Raw genomic sequence first — 14,395 nt, 5'->3', positions numbered from 1 at the left:
GGGTTACTCCGGGAGGTGCGATTCGGTGGCCTGAGCGGCCAGGGCCTGGGAGGAGCGCGCCGCGAAGTCGCGGTCGCCGACGAGCACGGCGTCCACGCCGTCGCGGTCGGACAGGCGCACCTGGACGGCCTCGCGCAGTGACGTGGGGAGGTTCTTGCCCACGTAGTCGGCGCGGATCGGCAGCTCGCGGTGGCCGCGGTCGACGAGGACGGCGAGCTGGACGGCGCGGGGGCGGCCGATGTCGTTCAGGGCGTCGAGCGCGGCGCGGATGGTGCGGCCGGAGAAGAGCACGTCGTCGACGAGGACGACCAGCCGACCGTCGATGCCGCCGGGCGGGATCTCGGTGTGCTCCAGGGCGCGGGCGGGCTTCAGCCTCAGATCGTCCCGGTACATCGTGATGTCCAGGGTGCCGAGCGGGATGTCCTGGTCGGTGATCTGGGCGAGCCTGGCGTGCAGCCGCCGGGCGAGGTGGACACCCCTGGTGTGGATGCCCAGCAGCACGACGTCCTCGGCGCCCTTGGCGCGCTCGACGATCTCGTGCGCTATCCGGGTGATGACCCGGGCGATGTCCGTGCCGTCCAGCACTTGGTGCGGCGGCCTCGGTGCGGATTCCTGGTGTGCGGTCATGCCGAAGCGGACCTCCTTCCCCGCCTCACGGGACGGGTCTTAAAGGATGTCGGGAGACCCCCGCCGACCTGCGGCGCGGGCTCCGGTCATCCTACCAGCGTGATTCTGCGGCCAACCGACGGCCATCGTTCCGCTTCCCCTGGTTCACGTGCCGGACGCACCCCTGATGCGGCCCATTCGCACGACTGCCCCATTCGGCTTGACGCAACTACCTCACTCTACGTAACCTCACAGTGAGTTACGAGACGGACGTCGAACCCACCGGTAACGGCGTCGGCAATCGCCCGTGACCCACCACTGAACGCGAAGCAATCTCGTCCGGGGAGATCAATGTCCAGCGACTACGCGAAGCAGCTCGGAGGCAAGCTCCGAGCCATCCGCACCCAGCAGGGGCTCTCCCTGCACGGTGTCGAGGAGAAGTCCCAGGGGCGCTGGAAGGCAGTCGTCGTCGGCTCGTACGAGCGTGGGGACCGTGCGGTCACCGTGCAGCGTCTGGCCGAACTGGCGGAGTTCTACGGGGTCCCGGTACAGGAGCTGCTGCCCGGCGGTACGCCCGGCGGCGCGGCCGAGCCGCCGCCGCGCCTGGTCCTCGACCTGGAGAGACTGACCCAGGTCCCGTCCGAGAAGGCCGGCCCGCTGCAGCGCTACGCGGCGACCATCCAGAGCCAGCGCGGCGACTACAACGGCAAGGTGCTGTCGATCCGCCAGGACGACCTGCGCACCCTGGCCGTGATCTACGACCAGTCGCCGTCGATCCTCACCGAGCAGCTCATCTCCTGGGGCGTGCTCAACCCCGACGCGCGCCGTGCGGTGCGCGAGGAGGAGACGGGCTGAGTCCCGGCCCTCGGTTCCCCGCTCCCCGGTTCGCGGCCCACGAAACGGGAGCGGGAACGGCGAACACCAGCAGAAACGTCACGGCGCGGCCCCCGAACGGGGTGCCGCGCCGCGGCGTTCCCGGGCGGGCCCCGCCGCACCCTCCCGCGTGCCCGCGTGTACGCGTCCCCCTGTTTCAGCAGACCGTCTCCAGCCGGTAGCCCGGCTCGGCCGCCACGCCGTCCAGCCGCACCGGACCGGCCGCGGGCGTCCACACCCGCCCCTCGCTGGCCCAGGCCCAGGCGGTCTGCCGGTACTCCCCGCAGGCCGCCGCCGAGCCCTGCGCGCCGTGCAGCACCGCGAGACCGGGCAGCTCCCGGGCCAGCCCGGCGCAGAACACCGCGCAGAGCAGTTCGAGGTCCTCGTCGTTGATCCGCACCACGCCGTCCTCCCACTGGAGCACCCGGGCCGCCGCGGTCAGCCGCCCACCGGGCGCGTCCACCGACAGCCGCAGCTCGTAGACGCCGCTGCCGGCCCCCAGCAGCATCCGGCGGAACACCTCCGCGCCCTGCTCGTAGGCGCCGCGCACGGCCTCGTCGCGCTCACCGTGCAGGCGGCCGTCGAGCAGCAGGTCGGCGTGGCGCAGCGTCAGTCCGTTCTCCCGGGCCCGCACCAGCCGGGGCAGGAAGTCGCCGACCAGCTCCTCGCCCTGATAGGCCAACAGCTGGGTCTGCAGCGGCGGGTTGACCAGGTAGCGCTCACGGGCGGCCGGCTCGGCCGGGTCGAGGCCGTGCAGCAGACAGAACTCGGCGAAGTCCTGCGGGTGGAACATCCGCGCCCGGACGGTGTCGAACCGGCGCCGGGCGTCGGTGAGCAGCTCGGCGGTCTCGGCCAGGTACCGCTCGTGGTCCGGGGCGTCCGACAACTGCCAGGCGCGGGCCGCCTCGAAGTCCGCCGCGCTGGTGAGCACCCCGATCACGAACGCCTGGCCGGCCCCCTCGGACCGCTGCCGCTCGCAGCCCTCGGCCCGCTCGGCGGCGACGCGCGGACGGACCCGGGGGCGGTGGCCGGCGGCGGTGCAGTCGGGAGTGCGGCGGGCGCGGCCGTTGCGGCTCATCGGGGCTCCTCGGGCGGGGCGGGCGGGTCGGCGGCGGGTGCACCGCCGACCTTGTCCTCCCCAGCCCCGCGTGGCGCACACGTACGACGTGTCACAGGACTGTAACCGAGGGTGAATCGGATGTTTGGAGTCACGCACGGTTGTGCGCCCGAGCGGTCGCGCCCCGCGCATCCGCCCCGCGCGAGGCGCCGTCGTCACACCCCGTGCCCACCCGCTCACACCGTTTCAGCCATCCACGCCCGCGCACGCCCCGGCCCGCGCGCCCCCGGCCGAGCCCCCTCCTCCTGACTACCGCGGCACGCGCGCGAGTTGCCGGGACTGGGCGACCAGTCGGCCGGTCTCGTCCCAGACCTCGGCGTCCTCCTCGAAGTACCCGCCCGCCAGGTTCCGGGTCGCGTGCACGACCCGCAGCCAGCCGGGCGCGGGCCTGGCCCGCAGATGCACCGTCAGTTCCACGGTCGGCGCCCAGCCCGGCATCCCGAGGTCGAAGGTGACCGGCGGCAGCGCGTCGGCGACCAGCAGGAGCAGCAGCGGGTCGGGCTCGCGGCCGTCGGCGAGCCGGAACCAGCCCTGGATCCGGCCGGTGCCGGACGGCTGTCCGAGCGCCCAGCCGATGGTCGCCGGGTCGAGCCGCATGTCGAACCGCTCCAGCAGCGCGGCCTGCGCGATCAGTTCCTTGGGCGCGTGCTCGACGCCGACGCACTGGTCCGGCGGCGGCAGCTGCGGCGGGGCGGCGCTGGTCCGCACGTCCCCGTCGTGGGTGGCGAGGTCGCCGTGGGTGGCGAGCACCCGCAGGCGCTCCACACCGCCCTGGCTGAGCGCGGCGGTGCCGGTGGAGAGCGTGCGGCCGGTGCGGACGATGTCGGTGCGCACGGTGGCCGGTCCGGGGGTGGCGGCGGAGAGGTAGTAGCCGCTGATCGACACCGGGTCGGTGTGGTCGGCGCTCTCCGGGCGGGCCGTGTGCGCGAGCGAGAGCGCGTGGCCGGCGACGGCCAGCAGCATTCCGCCGTTGACGCCGCCGCCGATCTGCCAGCCGGCGCCGAGTTCGCCGTCGTACCGGTCGGGCTCGTCCGGGTGCGGGGTGAGGGCGATGCCCTGGTCGAACTCGCTGCGGATCGCCGTGGTCATGGGGGGTGGCCTGCCCTTCACTACGGGGTCGCCGACGGGCGTGGGCCGCCGGAGCACCAGGTTACTGGCGAGTAGTAACACCATACGCCGAACGGTTGAACACGCCGAACGGCCGCCGGACCGTTTCCGGTCCGACGGCCGTCGGTACAGGTGCGCGCCTCAGCGGCGGATGCTCGGCTTGAGCTCCATGAAGCGGGCCAGCAGACCGTTGACGAACGCCGGGGAGTCGTCGGTGGAGTACTCCTTGGCGATCTCCACCGCCTCGTCGACGACGACCGCGTCCGGGACGCTGTCCTCCCAGATCAGCTCGTAGGCACCGAGCCGCAGGACGTTGCGGTCCGCGATCGGCATCCGGTCGAGCGTCCAGCCGACGGCGTACTGCGAGATCAGCTCATCGATCCGGCGGGCGTACTGGACGTACCCCTCCACCAGCTCCATGGTGTACTCGCCGACCTGAGGCGTGCCCTCGTCCGGCTTGGGCTCCCGGGCCCGGGCCACCCAGTCGGCGAGGACCGTCAGCGGGTCGACCCCACGGTGGTCGGCCTCGAACAGGATCTGGAAGGCTCGCGTGCGGGCCTTGGTGCGTGCGGACGACACGGACTTACTTCACCCGGCCGAGGTAGCTGCCGTCGCGGGTGTCGACCTTGACCTTCTCGCCGGTGGTCACGAAGAGCGGGACCTGGATCTCGGCACCGGTCTCCAGCGTGGCCGGCTTGGTGCCACCGGTGGAGCGGTCGCCCTGGACGCCCGGCTCGGTCTCGGCGATGACCAGCTCGACGGCGGCGGGGAGCTCGATGTACAGCACCGCGCCCTCGTTCACGGCGACGAGCGCGTCGAAGCCCTCGAGCAGGTACTTGGCGGCGTCACCGACGACGACCGGCTCGATGGTCAGCTGGTCGAAGGTGTCCATGTCCATGAACACGTAGTTCTCGCCGTCCTTGTACGAGAACTGCATCGTGCGCTTGTCGACGTTCGCGGTCTCGACCTTGGTGCCGGCGTTGAAGGTCTTGTCGACGACCTTGCCCGTCAGGACCTCCTTGAGCTTGGTGCGCACGAAGGCCGGGCCCTTGCCGGGCTTGACGTGCTGGAACTCGACGACGGACCAGAGCTTCCCGCCGTCCAGCTTGAGGACCATGCCGTTCTTGAGATCGTTCGTGGAAGCCACGGGCGCACTAACTCCTGGATATAGCTGTCAAGGAACCAAGGGGTCGCGTCCTGGGACACGCCTGTGTCACAGGGCGAGGAGCTCCTTGGTGGTGATGGTGAGCAGCTCGGGCCCGCCCTCCTCAAGGGGGCGAACGACGAGCGTGTCCTCGATCCGGACCCCGCCGCGTCCCGGGAGGTGGACCCCCGGGCCGACAGTGACCGGCACGCGGCTGTCCAGTTTACCCATGTCCGTGGGGCCGAGACGCGGTGCCTCCCGGATCTCCAGCCCGATGCCGTGGCCGACCGGGTGCGGAGAGGTCTCCGTGTGCCCCGCCGACTGCAGGATCGCCCGCGCCGCCTGGTCGGGCACGTGCTGCTCGACCCCCGGGCCGAGCGCCTCCCGGCCGGCCCGCTGGGCCCGGAACACCAGCCGGTGCAACTCGACCTGCCAGGGGGCCGGGGCCGCCCCGATCACGAAGGTCCGGGCCGTCGAGACGCCGTAGCCCCGGTACCGGGCGCCGAGCACCACGGTCAGGAAGTCGCCCTCCTCGACCCGGCGGTCGGTGGGCTGGTGCGCCTGCTGGCCGGAGTGGCTGCCGGTGCCGACCGAGACCGGGAACGCCGCGCGGTCCGCGCCGTGGTCGATCATCCGGCGCTCCAGCTCCATCGCCAGGTGCCGCTCGGTCCGGCCGACCAGGATCGACTCCAGCAGCTCGCCGAGCGCCTGGTCGGCGATCTCGGCGGCGATCCGCAGATCGGCGATCTCGTACTCGTCCTTGACCACCCGCAGCCGCTCGACCGCCTGTCCGACGTCCGCCAGCCGGGTGCCCTCGACCAGCCCGGCCACGGCCCGGTGCCGGGTGACCGTCAGATCGTGCTCCTCCACCGCCAGCCCGGCCACCCGCAGCCCCGCCGCGGCACCGGCCGCGGCCAGCGCGGTGTCCGCCCCGGCCGCCACCTCCAGCCGGGTCACCTCGGGCGAGATCAGGTGCTCCCCGGTGTCGTCCGGCGGCAGGTCGTCGGGCAGCGCCAGCACCGCCCGGTCCCGGGTCAGCAGCAGGGTCGCCCCGCACGGCGGACACCCGGTGAGGTACCGCACGTTCGCCGCCCGGGTGATCAGCGCCGCATCGGCCCCGGACGCACCGCAGTGCTCCCGCAACCGCTCCCGCCGGCCCGCGTACGCATCAGCCATGCGTCGAGCCTACGAACCCCACCCCCGATCCGCCCGCCGAACGCCCCCACCCGGGCCCGGAGGGCTACTCGGCGGGCGCCGGGGCGGGCGCCGGGGCGGGTTTCTGGACAGCAGCGGGGGCGGCAGGGGCGGCCCACTTCTGCTCGACGCCGGCGAGGCGCCAGTAGGCGATGGCGGCGCCCCAGACGACGACGAACAGGCCGACGATGGCGTAGCCGACGTTGTCCAGGGTGATGTCCGCGATCCAGCCGGTCACCGGGTCGGTGAGGTCCAGCTTCTCGTGCAGGACGCCGACGAGTTCGATGGTCCCGATGATGAACGCCACCGCGATGGACAGTCCGGTGATGGTCAGGTTGTAGTACACCTTGCGCACCGGGTTGGAGAACGCCCACTGGTAGGCGAAGTTCATGAAGGTGCCGTCCAGGGTGTCGAACAGGCTCATGCCGGCCGCGAACAGCAGCGGCAGGCAGACGATCGCGTACCAGGGCAGGCCGGAGGCCGCGCCTGAGCCGGCCATCACCATCAGGGTGACCTCGGTCGCGGTGTCGAAGCCCAGGCCGAGCACCATGCCGACCGGGAACATCTGGCCGGGGCGGGTGATCGAGCGGGTGGCCCGGTTCAGCACCCGGGCCAGCAGGCCGCGCGAGTTGAGGTGGTCCTCCAGCTCGGCCTCGTCGAACCGGCCCTCCCGCATCGAGCGGAAGACCTTGAGGATGCCGAACAGCGCGGCCAGGTTGAGCGCGCCGATCAGGTAGAGGAAGGCCCCGGAGGCCGAGGTGCCGACCACACCCAGCCACTGGTGGGTGGTGGACTCGTCGTCCATCAGGGTGCTGGCCAGCTGCGCGCCGCCCGCCACCAGGGCGGCCATCAGCACCACCATCGAAGAGTGTCCGAGCGCGAACCAGAAGCCGACCGAGACCGGCCGCTTGCCGTCCGCCATCAGCTTCCGGGTGGTGTTGTCGATCACCGCGATGTGGTCGGCGTCGAAGGCGTGCCGCATGCCGAGGGTGTAGGCGGTGATGCCCAGGCCCACCCCGAAGACCTGGGTGCCCACCTCGTACTTCTCCGGCGCGACCAGGAAGATCAGCGTCCCGAAGGCCACCACGTGCATGGCCAGGATCACGGCCATCAGGCCGGCGGTCCGTACGGTGTCCTCCCGCCGCCATCGGAAGGTGGGCAGGGCGGTGGGCGCCGCCGGGGCGGCGACGGTTTCGGGCAGGGTCATCCTGGGATCACGCTCCAGCACCTCGTGGAAATACTTCGTGAGATGCCGCGGCCGGTCTCCTGGCTGACGGGGCTCCCGTACCCGCCTTCCCAGACGCGCGAGGCGCCCAGTGGCGACATGGGTACGGACACTTCCCCCCGATCACAGTGGCGAGGGCCGCTCCGGACTGGGACCCCTGGGGGTCTGTCACCGGTCTTCCCGAGCACCACGGCGGGCAACACCGTAGGGGGCGGGCGGTGACCCTTGCAAGGCTGCGCACCTGCGCAGGTGTCCAGGATCACAGCGTCCCGCCTGCGAGAATGGCCCGTATGCATCTCGTACCGGCCGACCGCGCGGGCCACCGCACCATCGACGGGCACCGGGTCTGCGAGGCCATCGCGGCGATCGGCGACACCGCCCACGTCCGCTCCTGGGCCGAGCGCTTCTCGCTGCTCGCCGACCCCGGCCGCCTCGCCCTGCTGCTCGCGCTGCACCGCACCGGGCCGCTCGCCGTCACCGACCTGGCGGTCGCCACCGGCATGCGCGACCCCGCCGTCTCCCAGGCCCTGCGGCTGCTCCGGACGGCCGGGGTGGTGACCGGCGAGAAGGAGGGACGTGTCGTGCGCTATCGGCTCGTGGACGCGAACCTGCGCCCCCTGCTGGACGCGTGCGCCGTCGACTCCCCCGAGCACCACGAGCACGACGAGCACCCGGAGCACCCCGAGCACCCGGAACGCCCAGGGCACGACGAGCACCCCGAGCACGACGCGGCCACCGGCTGACCCGGCCCGGTCAGCGGCCCGGTCAGCGGGCCGGGGTACCCGCCGGCTGGCAGGACGGGCACCAGAACAGATTGCGGGAGGCGTGCTCCTCCGCCCGGACCTCGGTGGCGCAGACCAGGCACGGCATCCCGGCCCGCCGGTAGACGTACACCTCGCCGCCGTGGTCGTCGACCCGCGGCGGGCGGCCCATCGCCTCGGGGGTGTGCTCGGGGCGCACGGTGTCGATGCGGCCCGCGCCGGCGCCCTCGCGCATCAGCGCGACCAGGTCGGCCCAGATCGCGTCCCACTCGGCCCGGAGCAGCTCGCGGCCCGTCCGGTGCGGATCGATGCCGTGCCGGAACAGCACCTCGGCGCGGTAGACGTTCCCCACCCCGGCCAGCACCTTCTGGTCCATCAGCAGGGCGGCGACCGTCGTTCGGCTGGCCGCCATCCGCCGCCAGGCGGCCTCCGGGTCGGCGTCGGCGCGCAGCGGGTCGGGGCCGAGCCTGGCGGCCACCGCGGCCTTCTCGGCGCCGGTGATCAGCGCGCAGGTGTTGGGGCCGCGCAGATCGGCGACGTGCTCGTCGTTCTCCAACCGCAGCCGGACCAGCCCGACCGGCGCCGGCACCGGGCCGTCGCCGATCGCGGCGAAGCCGAAGCCCCCGTACAGGCCGAGGTGGATGTGCACCCAGGCGTCCTCGCCGAAGCCGAGGAACAGGTGCTTGCCGACGGCCTCCGCCGCCTCCAGCTCCCGTCCGTCGATCAGCGCGGCGCCGTCCGCGAACCGCCCCTGCGGGCTGCTGGCACGGACCGCCCGGCCGCCGAAGGCACGGTGGTTCTCGGCGGCGAGGCGGTGGATGATGTGGCCTTCCGGCACGGGCGCGGCTCCCCCGGTCGAACGTTCAGGACCCGTCCATCATCGCAGTCGGCACCGACACACCCGCCGGGCCGGCGGGCCCCCGGAGCACCCGGCCACCGGGCCCCTCAGCGGACCGGGATGCCCATCAGCCGGGCCAGGATCACCCGGTCGAGCTCGGCGGCGGTGGCGGCCACGTCGAGGTGGGAGTTGTCGATGATCGGCAGCCCGGAGTTGTACCAGCCGGCCATCCGGCCGTGGATCCGCGCCACCTCCTCGTCGCCGAGCCGGCGGTTCCCGCTGCGCCGGGCGTTGCGGTGGAGCACCGAGTCGAGGCTCGGCAGCAGCACCACCGGGATCATGCCGGGCCCGATGTGCCGCTTCCAGCCGCCGAGGCCGATCGCCGGGCGGTCGGGGAAGACCGCGTCGTCGATGATGCAGGAGATGCCGTTGGCGAGGTAGTTGCGGCAGGCGAAGCCGCAGGTCCGGCGGGCCAGCCGGTACTGCGCCTCGGAGGCGTTGTTCCAGCCGGACTGCGGGTTGGCGAAGCCGGACTGCACCCACTCCCGGACGTCGTCGAGGCTGATGTGCGCGGTCGGGGTGGGGCGCCGCTCGGCCCAGTGCCGGGCGACGGTGGTCTTGCCGGCGCCGGCCGGGCCGATCAGCAGCACCGCGATCGGGCCGGCGGGCGCGTGCTGCTGCGGCGGCCGGGCGGGCAGCTGGACGGGCGCGCCGGAGGGCAGCAGGAAGTGCCCGGTGGAGCCGGCGGGCACCGGGGCGGGCGCGGGCGGCGCAGCCTGAGCCGGGGCGGGCGCGGGCGCGGGCGCCGGGGCGGGCACCGGTCCGGGCGGAGGGGACGGCAGCACCGGCAGCGGAACGGTCGGCGGCCCCGAGGAGTCGCCCGCGACGGCCACCGCAGCAGGCACCGCAGCACGCACCGCGGCAGGCACCGGCGCAGGCAGCGGAACAGGCACCGCAGCAGGCACCGCAGCAGGCAGCGGAACGACCAGTGGCACGACCGTCGGCACAGGCACCGTCCCGGCCGCCACCGGATACCCCGGCACCGGCGGAGCGACGGGACGTGGGGGGACGGATCCACCCCCGGCGTACTGCGTCACGGCACCTCCCGACTTCCTTCAGCGGGACACTACACGGCGGTGCGGCGGTGGACACAGCCCACCGCCGCACCGCCGCCGGTCACCCACCGGGCCCGGCGTCAGCCCGCGGCGAGCTGCTCGGCGAGCGCCCGCAGGGCCAGCTCGTACGAGCCGATCCCGAACCCGGCGATCGTGCCGGAGGCCACCGCGGCGATCACCGAGGTGTGCCGGAAGGTCTCCCGGGCGTACGGGTTGGAGATGTGCACCTCGACCAGCGGCGCGGTGCGCTGCGCGGCGGCGTCCCGCATCGCGTACGAGTAGTGCGTGAACGCGCCCGGGTTGATCACCACCGGCACCCGGCCGTCGGCGGCCTCGTGCAGCCACTCCACCATCTGCTGCTCGGAGTTGGTCTCGTGTACCTCGACCTCGAAGCCGAACTCCTTGCCGAGCGCGGTGCAACGCTCGACCAGCCCGGCGTACGAGGTGGCGCCGTAGACGTCGGGCTCGCGGCTGCCCAGCCGGCCCAGGTTGGGGCCGTTGAGCACCATCACCCTGGTCACGCGGACACCTCCGCGTAGGCGGCGACCAGCAGGGACGGGTCGGGGCCCTCCAGCACGGAGGTCTTGGCGAGGCCGTCCAGCACGATGAAGCGGATCAGGTCGCCGCGCGACTTCTTGTCGATCTTCATCGCGTCCAGCAGCTTCGGCCAGGCGTCCGCCCGGTAGGTCAGCGGCAGGCCGACCGAGGCCAGCACCGAGCGGTGCCGGTCGGCCGTCGCGTCGTCCAACCGGCCGGCCAGGCGGCCCAGTTCGGCGGCGTACACCATGCCGATCGAGATCGCCGCGCCGTGCCGCCACTTGTAGCGCTCGTTGCGCTCGATGGCGTGGCCGAGGGTGTGGCCGTAGTTGAGGATCTCGCGCTGCCCGGACTCCTTGAGGTCCCCGGAGACCACGTCGGCCTTGACCTGGATGGCGCGGCGGATCAGCTCGACGGTGTGCGGCCCGGCCGGGCTCCTGGCACCCTCGGGGTCGGCCTCGATCAGGTCGAGGATGGCCGGGTCGGCGATGAAGCCGCACTTGATGACCTCGGCGAGCCCGGAGACGTAGTCGTGCTTGGGCACGGTCTCCAGGGTGCCGAGGTCGGCCAGCACGCCCACCGGCGGGTGGAAGGCGCCGACCATGTTCTTGCCCTCGGCGATGTTGATGCCGGTCTTGCCGCCGACCGCCGCGTCGACCATGCCGAGCAGCGTGGTGGGCATCGAGATCCAGCGCACCCCGCGCAGCCAGGTGGCGGCGACGAAGCCGGCCAGGTCGGTGGTGGCACCGCCGCCGAGACCGACGACGACGTCGCTGCGGGTGAACCCGGTCTGCCCGAGCACCGACCAGCAGTACGCGGCCACCTCGGCGCTCTTCGCCTCCTCGGCGTTCGGCACCTGCAGCGCGATGGCGTCGTAGCCCTCGCCCGCCAGGTCCTCGCGGATGGCGTCGGCGGTGGCGGACAGCGCCTCCGGGTGGATGATCGCGACCCGCTTGGCCCTGGTCCCGATCAGCGGGGACAGCTCACCGAGCAGCTGGTGCCCGATCAGCACGTCGTACGGGTCGTGGCCGGCGCTTCCGGCGACGTGGATCCTGACGGTGGTGTCAGTCATGGGGGGTCTTCAGCTCCAGTGCTTCCATTACGGCGTCCGCGACCTGCTCGGGGGTGCGGCCGGCGGTGTCGACGACGGCGGTGGCCACCTCCAGGTAGAGGGGGCGGCGGGCCTCCATCAGCTCGCGCCAGCGGGCCCGCGGGTTGACCGCCAGCAGCGGGCGCGGGGCGTCCAGGCCGACCCGCTTGACCGCGTCGGCGAGCGGGACCTCCAGGAACACCACCGGCAGGTCGCGCAGCAGCTCACGGGTCGGCCCGGCCATCACCGCGCCGCCGCCGAGCGCCAGCACCCCGGTGTGGGTCCCGGCCGCGGCGCGCACGGCGGCCTGCTCCAGCTCGCGGAAGTGCGGCTCGCCCTCGTCCACGAAGATGTCCGGGATCGGCTTGCCGGCCCGCGCCTCGATATCGGCGTCGGTGTCCCGGAAGTCCACTCCGAGGCGCTCGGCGACGGCCCGCCCGACGGTGGACTTGCCACTGCCGGGCGGACCGACCAGCACGAGGACCGGAGCGGTCATCGGACGATCAGGTTGTCGAGGTAGCTCTGCACGTTGCGCCGGGTCTCCGACACGTGGTCGCCACCGAACTTCTCGTTCACCGCGTCGGCGAGCACCAGGGCCACCATCGCCTCGGCGACGATGCCGGCCGCCGGCACCGCGCAGACGTCGGAGCGCTGGTGGTGCGCCTTGGCGGGCTCGCCGGTGCGCACGTCCACGGTGCGCAGCGCGCGCGGGACGGTCGCGATCGGCTTCATCGCGGCGCGCACCCGCAGCAGCTCCCCGGTGGACAGACCGCCCTCGGTGCCGCCGGAGCGGCCGGAGACGCGCTTGGCGCCGTCGGGGCCCGGCACGATCTCGTCGTGCGCCTGCGAGCCGGGGACGCGGGCGAGGTCGAAGCCGTCGCCGACCTCGACGCCCTTGATCGCCTGGATGCCCATCAGCGCGGCGGCCAGCCGGGCGTCGAGGCGGCGGTCCCAGTGCACGTGCGAGCCGAGGCCGACCGGGACGCCGTAGGCGAGGACCTCGACGACGCCGCCGAGGGTGTCGCCGTCCTTGTGGGCCTGGTCGATCTCGGCGACCATCGCCTTCGACGCGTCGGCGTCCAGGCAGCGCACCGGGTCGGCGTCCAGCTTCGCCTCGTCGGAGGGCAGCGGCAGCACCCCGGCCGGGGCCTTGGCGGCGGCCAGCTCGACCACGTGGCTGACGATCTCGATGCCGCAGGTCTCCTTGAGGTAGGAGCGGGCGACGGCGCCGAGCGCGACGCGGGCGGCGGTCTCCCGGGCGCTGGCGCGCTCCAGGATCGGGCGGGCCTCGTCGATCGAGTACTTCTGCATGCCGGCCAGGTCCGCGTGGCCGGGGCGCGGGCGGGTCAGCGCCTCGTTGCGGCCGAGACCGGCCAGCACCTCGGGGTCGACCGGGTCGGCCGACATGACCTGCTCCCACTTGGGCCACTCGGTGTTGCCGACCATGACGGCCACCGGGCTACCCATGGTGAGCCCGTGCCGGACGCCGCCGAGGAAGGTCACCTCGTCCTGCTCGAACTTCATCCGTGCGCCGCGACCGTAACCGAGCCGGCGGCGCGCCAGGGCGTCGGCCACCACCGCGGTGGTGACCGGTACACCGGCGGGCAGGCCCTCCAGAGTCGCGACGAGTGCGGGGCCGTGCGACTCCCCCGCCGTCAGCCAGCGCAACGTACCCAACGGAGCTCCTTCATCAGCGGACCGGCGCGGGGCTGCCGCACCCGTCCGGGCGTGCCTTCTCTCCCCGAATCCTTTCATGCCGGACGGCCGACCGGACCTGGAGTCCGATCACCGGACATCATTCGGCCGACCGGCGGACGGGAATGGCCGGTCACCGCGCGACCGTCGGCCGGCCGGCGGGACACCACCACGCCCCGGGCACAGTACGGACACGGTGGGCGCACCGCGGACGCACACCGTCCGTGCACCACCCACGGTGCGGGCGGCGGTCAGCCCGCCGCGAGCGCCGCCTCGCCGGCCGCGCGGACCGCCGCCAGCGGACCGGGGGTGTGCCCGGTGAAGAGCTCGTTCTGCAGGACCGCCTGGTGCACCAGCAGGTCGAGGCCGCCCAGCACGGTCGCCCCGCGGTCCGCGCAGGCGGCGGCCAGCGCGGTCGGCCACGGGTGGTACAGCACGTCGAACAGCGCGCCCGGCCCGGCGGTCAGGCGCGCCGCGAAGGCGTCGGTGGCCCCGACCGGGGTGGTGGCCACGGTGAGCGGGTGGGCCAGCGCGTCGGCGCCGCGCTCCCAGTCGGCGGTGCGCACCGCCACGCCGAGCCGTTCGCCCAGCGCGGCCATCTCCCGGGCCCGCTCGGGGGTGCGGACGTAGACGGTCACCTCGCGGGCGCCGAGCCGGGCCAGCGCGGCCAGCGCCGAGGAGGCGGTGGCCCCGGCGCCGAGCACCGCCGCCGCCGGCACCTCGGTGATGCCGCGCTCGCGCAGCGCGTTGACCAGGCCGGGCACGTCCGTGTTGTGGCCCTCGCGCCGGCCGTCGGCGGTGAAGACCAGGGTGTTCACCGCGTCGACCGTCCGGGCGGTCCCGCTCACCTCGTCGAGCAGCGGGATCACCGCCCGCTTGAGCGGCATGGTCAGCGAGCAGCCGGCCCACTCGGCCTCGTCCAGCCCGGCGACGAAACCGGGCAGGCCGGCCTCGTCGACCTCGAACCGGTCGTAGCGCCAGCCGTCCAGACCGAGCGCCGCGAAGGCGGCCCGGTGCAGGGCGGGCGAGAGCGAGTGGGCGATCGGCGAGCCGAGGACGGCCGCCCGGTGCTTGCTGGTCACGCTGCTCACTT

The 14,395-nt window shown here is 73.6% G+C and carries 15 protein-coding genes, 1 pseudogene and 1 riboswitch; of the genes and pseudogenes, 2 read left to right on the top strand and 14 right to left on the bottom strand.

Features of this window, described 5'->3' with window-relative positions:
- Positions 1 to 3 precede the first annotated feature (3 nt).
- Positions 4 to 627 carry a bifunctional pyr operon transcriptional regulator/uracil phosphoribosyltransferase PyrR gene (pyrR, locus tag IF01_RS0126565; protein ID WP_030396069.1) on the bottom strand — a complete coding sequence of 208 codons (624 nt, stop codon included), beginning with the start codon at positions 625 to 627 and terminating at the stop codon, positions 4 to 6.
- A gap of 330 nt (positions 628 to 957) precedes the next feature.
- Between pyrR and bldD the strand changes: the two genes are divergently transcribed.
- Positions 958 to 1,461, top strand: a complete 504-nt coding sequence (gene bldD / locus IF01_RS0126560; protein WP_030300254.1) for a transcriptional regulator BldD — start codon at positions 958 to 960, stop codon at positions 1,459 to 1,461.
- A 175-nt stretch (positions 1,462 to 1,636) separates the two neighbouring features.
- Here bldD and IF01_RS0126555 read toward each other — a convergent pair whose 3' ends face one another.
- The 6 genes from IF01_RS0126555 to nicT all read right to left on the bottom strand — a co-directional run bounded on the left by IF01_RS0126555 (position 1,637) and on the right by nicT (position 7,248).
- On the bottom strand, positions 1,637 to 2,557 hold the full coding sequence (locus tag IF01_RS0126555; RefSeq protein ID WP_030396068.1) for a DUF8829 domain-containing protein: 921 nt from the start codon (positions 2,555 to 2,557) through the stop codon (positions 1,637 to 1,639).
- A gap of 288 nt (positions 2,558 to 2,845) precedes the next feature.
- Entirely contained in the window at positions 2,846 to 3,685 is an 840-nt protein-coding gene (locus IF01_RS0126550; RefSeq protein WP_030396067.1) for a thioesterase family protein, read from the bottom strand.
- A gap of 159 nt (positions 3,686 to 3,844) precedes the next feature.
- The gene (nusB, locus tag IF01_RS0126545; protein WP_030396066.1) at positions 3,845 to 4,282 is read right to left on the bottom strand and encodes a transcription antitermination factor NusB; all 438 of its coding nucleotides are present in this window, start codon (positions 4,280 to 4,282) and stop codon (positions 3,845 to 3,847) included.
- Positions 4,283 to 4,286: 4 nt separating this feature from the next.
- The gene (gene efp, locus IF01_RS0126540; protein WP_030396065.1) at positions 4,287 to 4,850 is read right to left on the bottom strand and encodes an elongation factor P; all 564 of its coding nucleotides are present in this window, start codon (positions 4,848 to 4,850) and stop codon (positions 4,287 to 4,289) included.
- Positions 4,851 to 4,916: 66 nt separating this feature from the next.
- Positions 4,917 to 6,023, bottom strand: coding sequence for a M24 family metallopeptidase (locus IF01_RS0126535; protein WP_030396064.1), 1,107 nt, complete (start codon positions 6,021 to 6,023; stop codon positions 4,917 to 4,919).
- A gap of 64 nt (positions 6,024 to 6,087) precedes the next feature.
- A complete protein-coding gene (gene nicT / locus IF01_RS0126530) occupies positions 6,088 to 7,248 on the bottom strand; it encodes a Nickel transporter NicT (RefSeq protein WP_037781170.1) in 1,161 nt (386 codons plus the stop codon).
- Between the two features lie 32 nt (positions 7,249 to 7,280).
- Positions 7,281 to 7,473: riboswitch (cobalamin riboswitch) on the bottom strand.
- An 83-nt stretch (positions 7,474 to 7,556) separates the two neighbouring features.
- On the opposite strand from nicT, the pseudogene IF01_RS0126525 reads away from it, so the two are divergent.
- Positions 7,557 to 7,892: pseudogene (locus IF01_RS0126525) on the top strand (ArsR/SmtB family transcription factor); the annotation flags it as partial.
- Between the two features lie 139 nt (positions 7,893 to 8,031).
- Here the strand turns inward: IF01_RS0126525 and IF01_RS0126520 are convergent.
- The 7 genes from IF01_RS0126520 to IF01_RS0126490 form a co-directional block, all read right to left on the bottom strand.
- Positions 8,032 to 8,865 carry an Fpg/Nei family DNA glycosylase gene (locus tag IF01_RS0126520; protein WP_030396061.1) on the bottom strand — a complete coding sequence of 278 codons (834 nt, stop codon included), beginning with the start codon at positions 8,863 to 8,865 and terminating at the stop codon, positions 8,032 to 8,034.
- Between the two features lie 107 nt (positions 8,866 to 8,972).
- Complete coding sequence (locus IF01_RS0126515) at positions 8,973 to 9,830, bottom strand: AAA family ATPase (protein WP_375341002.1); 858 nt, start codon at positions 9,828 to 9,830, stop codon at positions 8,973 to 8,975.
- Positions 9,831 to 10,060: 230 nt separating this feature from the next.
- A complete protein-coding gene (gene aroQ / locus IF01_RS0126510; protein WP_030396059.1) occupies positions 10,061 to 10,489 on the bottom strand; it encodes a type II 3-dehydroquinate dehydratase in 429 nt (142 codons plus the stop codon).
- An 8-nt stretch (positions 10,490 to 10,497) separates the two neighbouring features.
- On the bottom strand, positions 10,498 to 11,589 hold the full coding sequence (aroB, locus tag IF01_RS0126505) for a 3-dehydroquinate synthase (protein WP_030396058.1): 1,092 nt from the start codon (positions 11,587 to 11,589) through the stop codon (positions 10,498 to 10,500).
- Positions 11,582 to 12,103 carry a shikimate kinase gene (locus tag IF01_RS0126500; RefSeq protein WP_030396057.1) on the bottom strand — a complete coding sequence of 174 codons (522 nt, stop codon included), beginning with the start codon at positions 12,101 to 12,103 and terminating at the stop codon, positions 11,582 to 11,584. Before IF01_RS0126500 ends, aroB begins: the two co-directional genes overlap by 8 nt.
- A complete protein-coding gene (gene aroC / locus IF01_RS0126495) occupies positions 12,100 to 13,284 on the bottom strand; it encodes a chorismate synthase (RefSeq protein WP_078880310.1) in 1,185 nt (394 codons plus the stop codon). Before aroC ends, IF01_RS0126500 begins: the two co-directional genes overlap by 4 nt.
- A 269-nt stretch (positions 13,285 to 13,553) precedes the next feature.
- Positions 13,554 to 14,384 carry a shikimate dehydrogenase gene (locus IF01_RS0126490; protein ID WP_030396055.1) on the bottom strand — a complete coding sequence of 277 codons (831 nt, stop codon included), beginning with the start codon at positions 14,382 to 14,384 and terminating at the stop codon, positions 13,554 to 13,556.
- Between the last annotated feature and the right edge of the window lie 11 nt (positions 14,385 to 14,395).

Source organism: Kitasatospora purpeofusca (assembly GCF_000718025.1).
GTDB lineage: Bacteria > Actinomycetota > Actinomycetes > Streptomycetales > Streptomycetaceae > Kitasatospora > Kitasatospora purpeofusca.
This window is presented reverse-complemented; position numbering and strand designations above follow the sequence as displayed.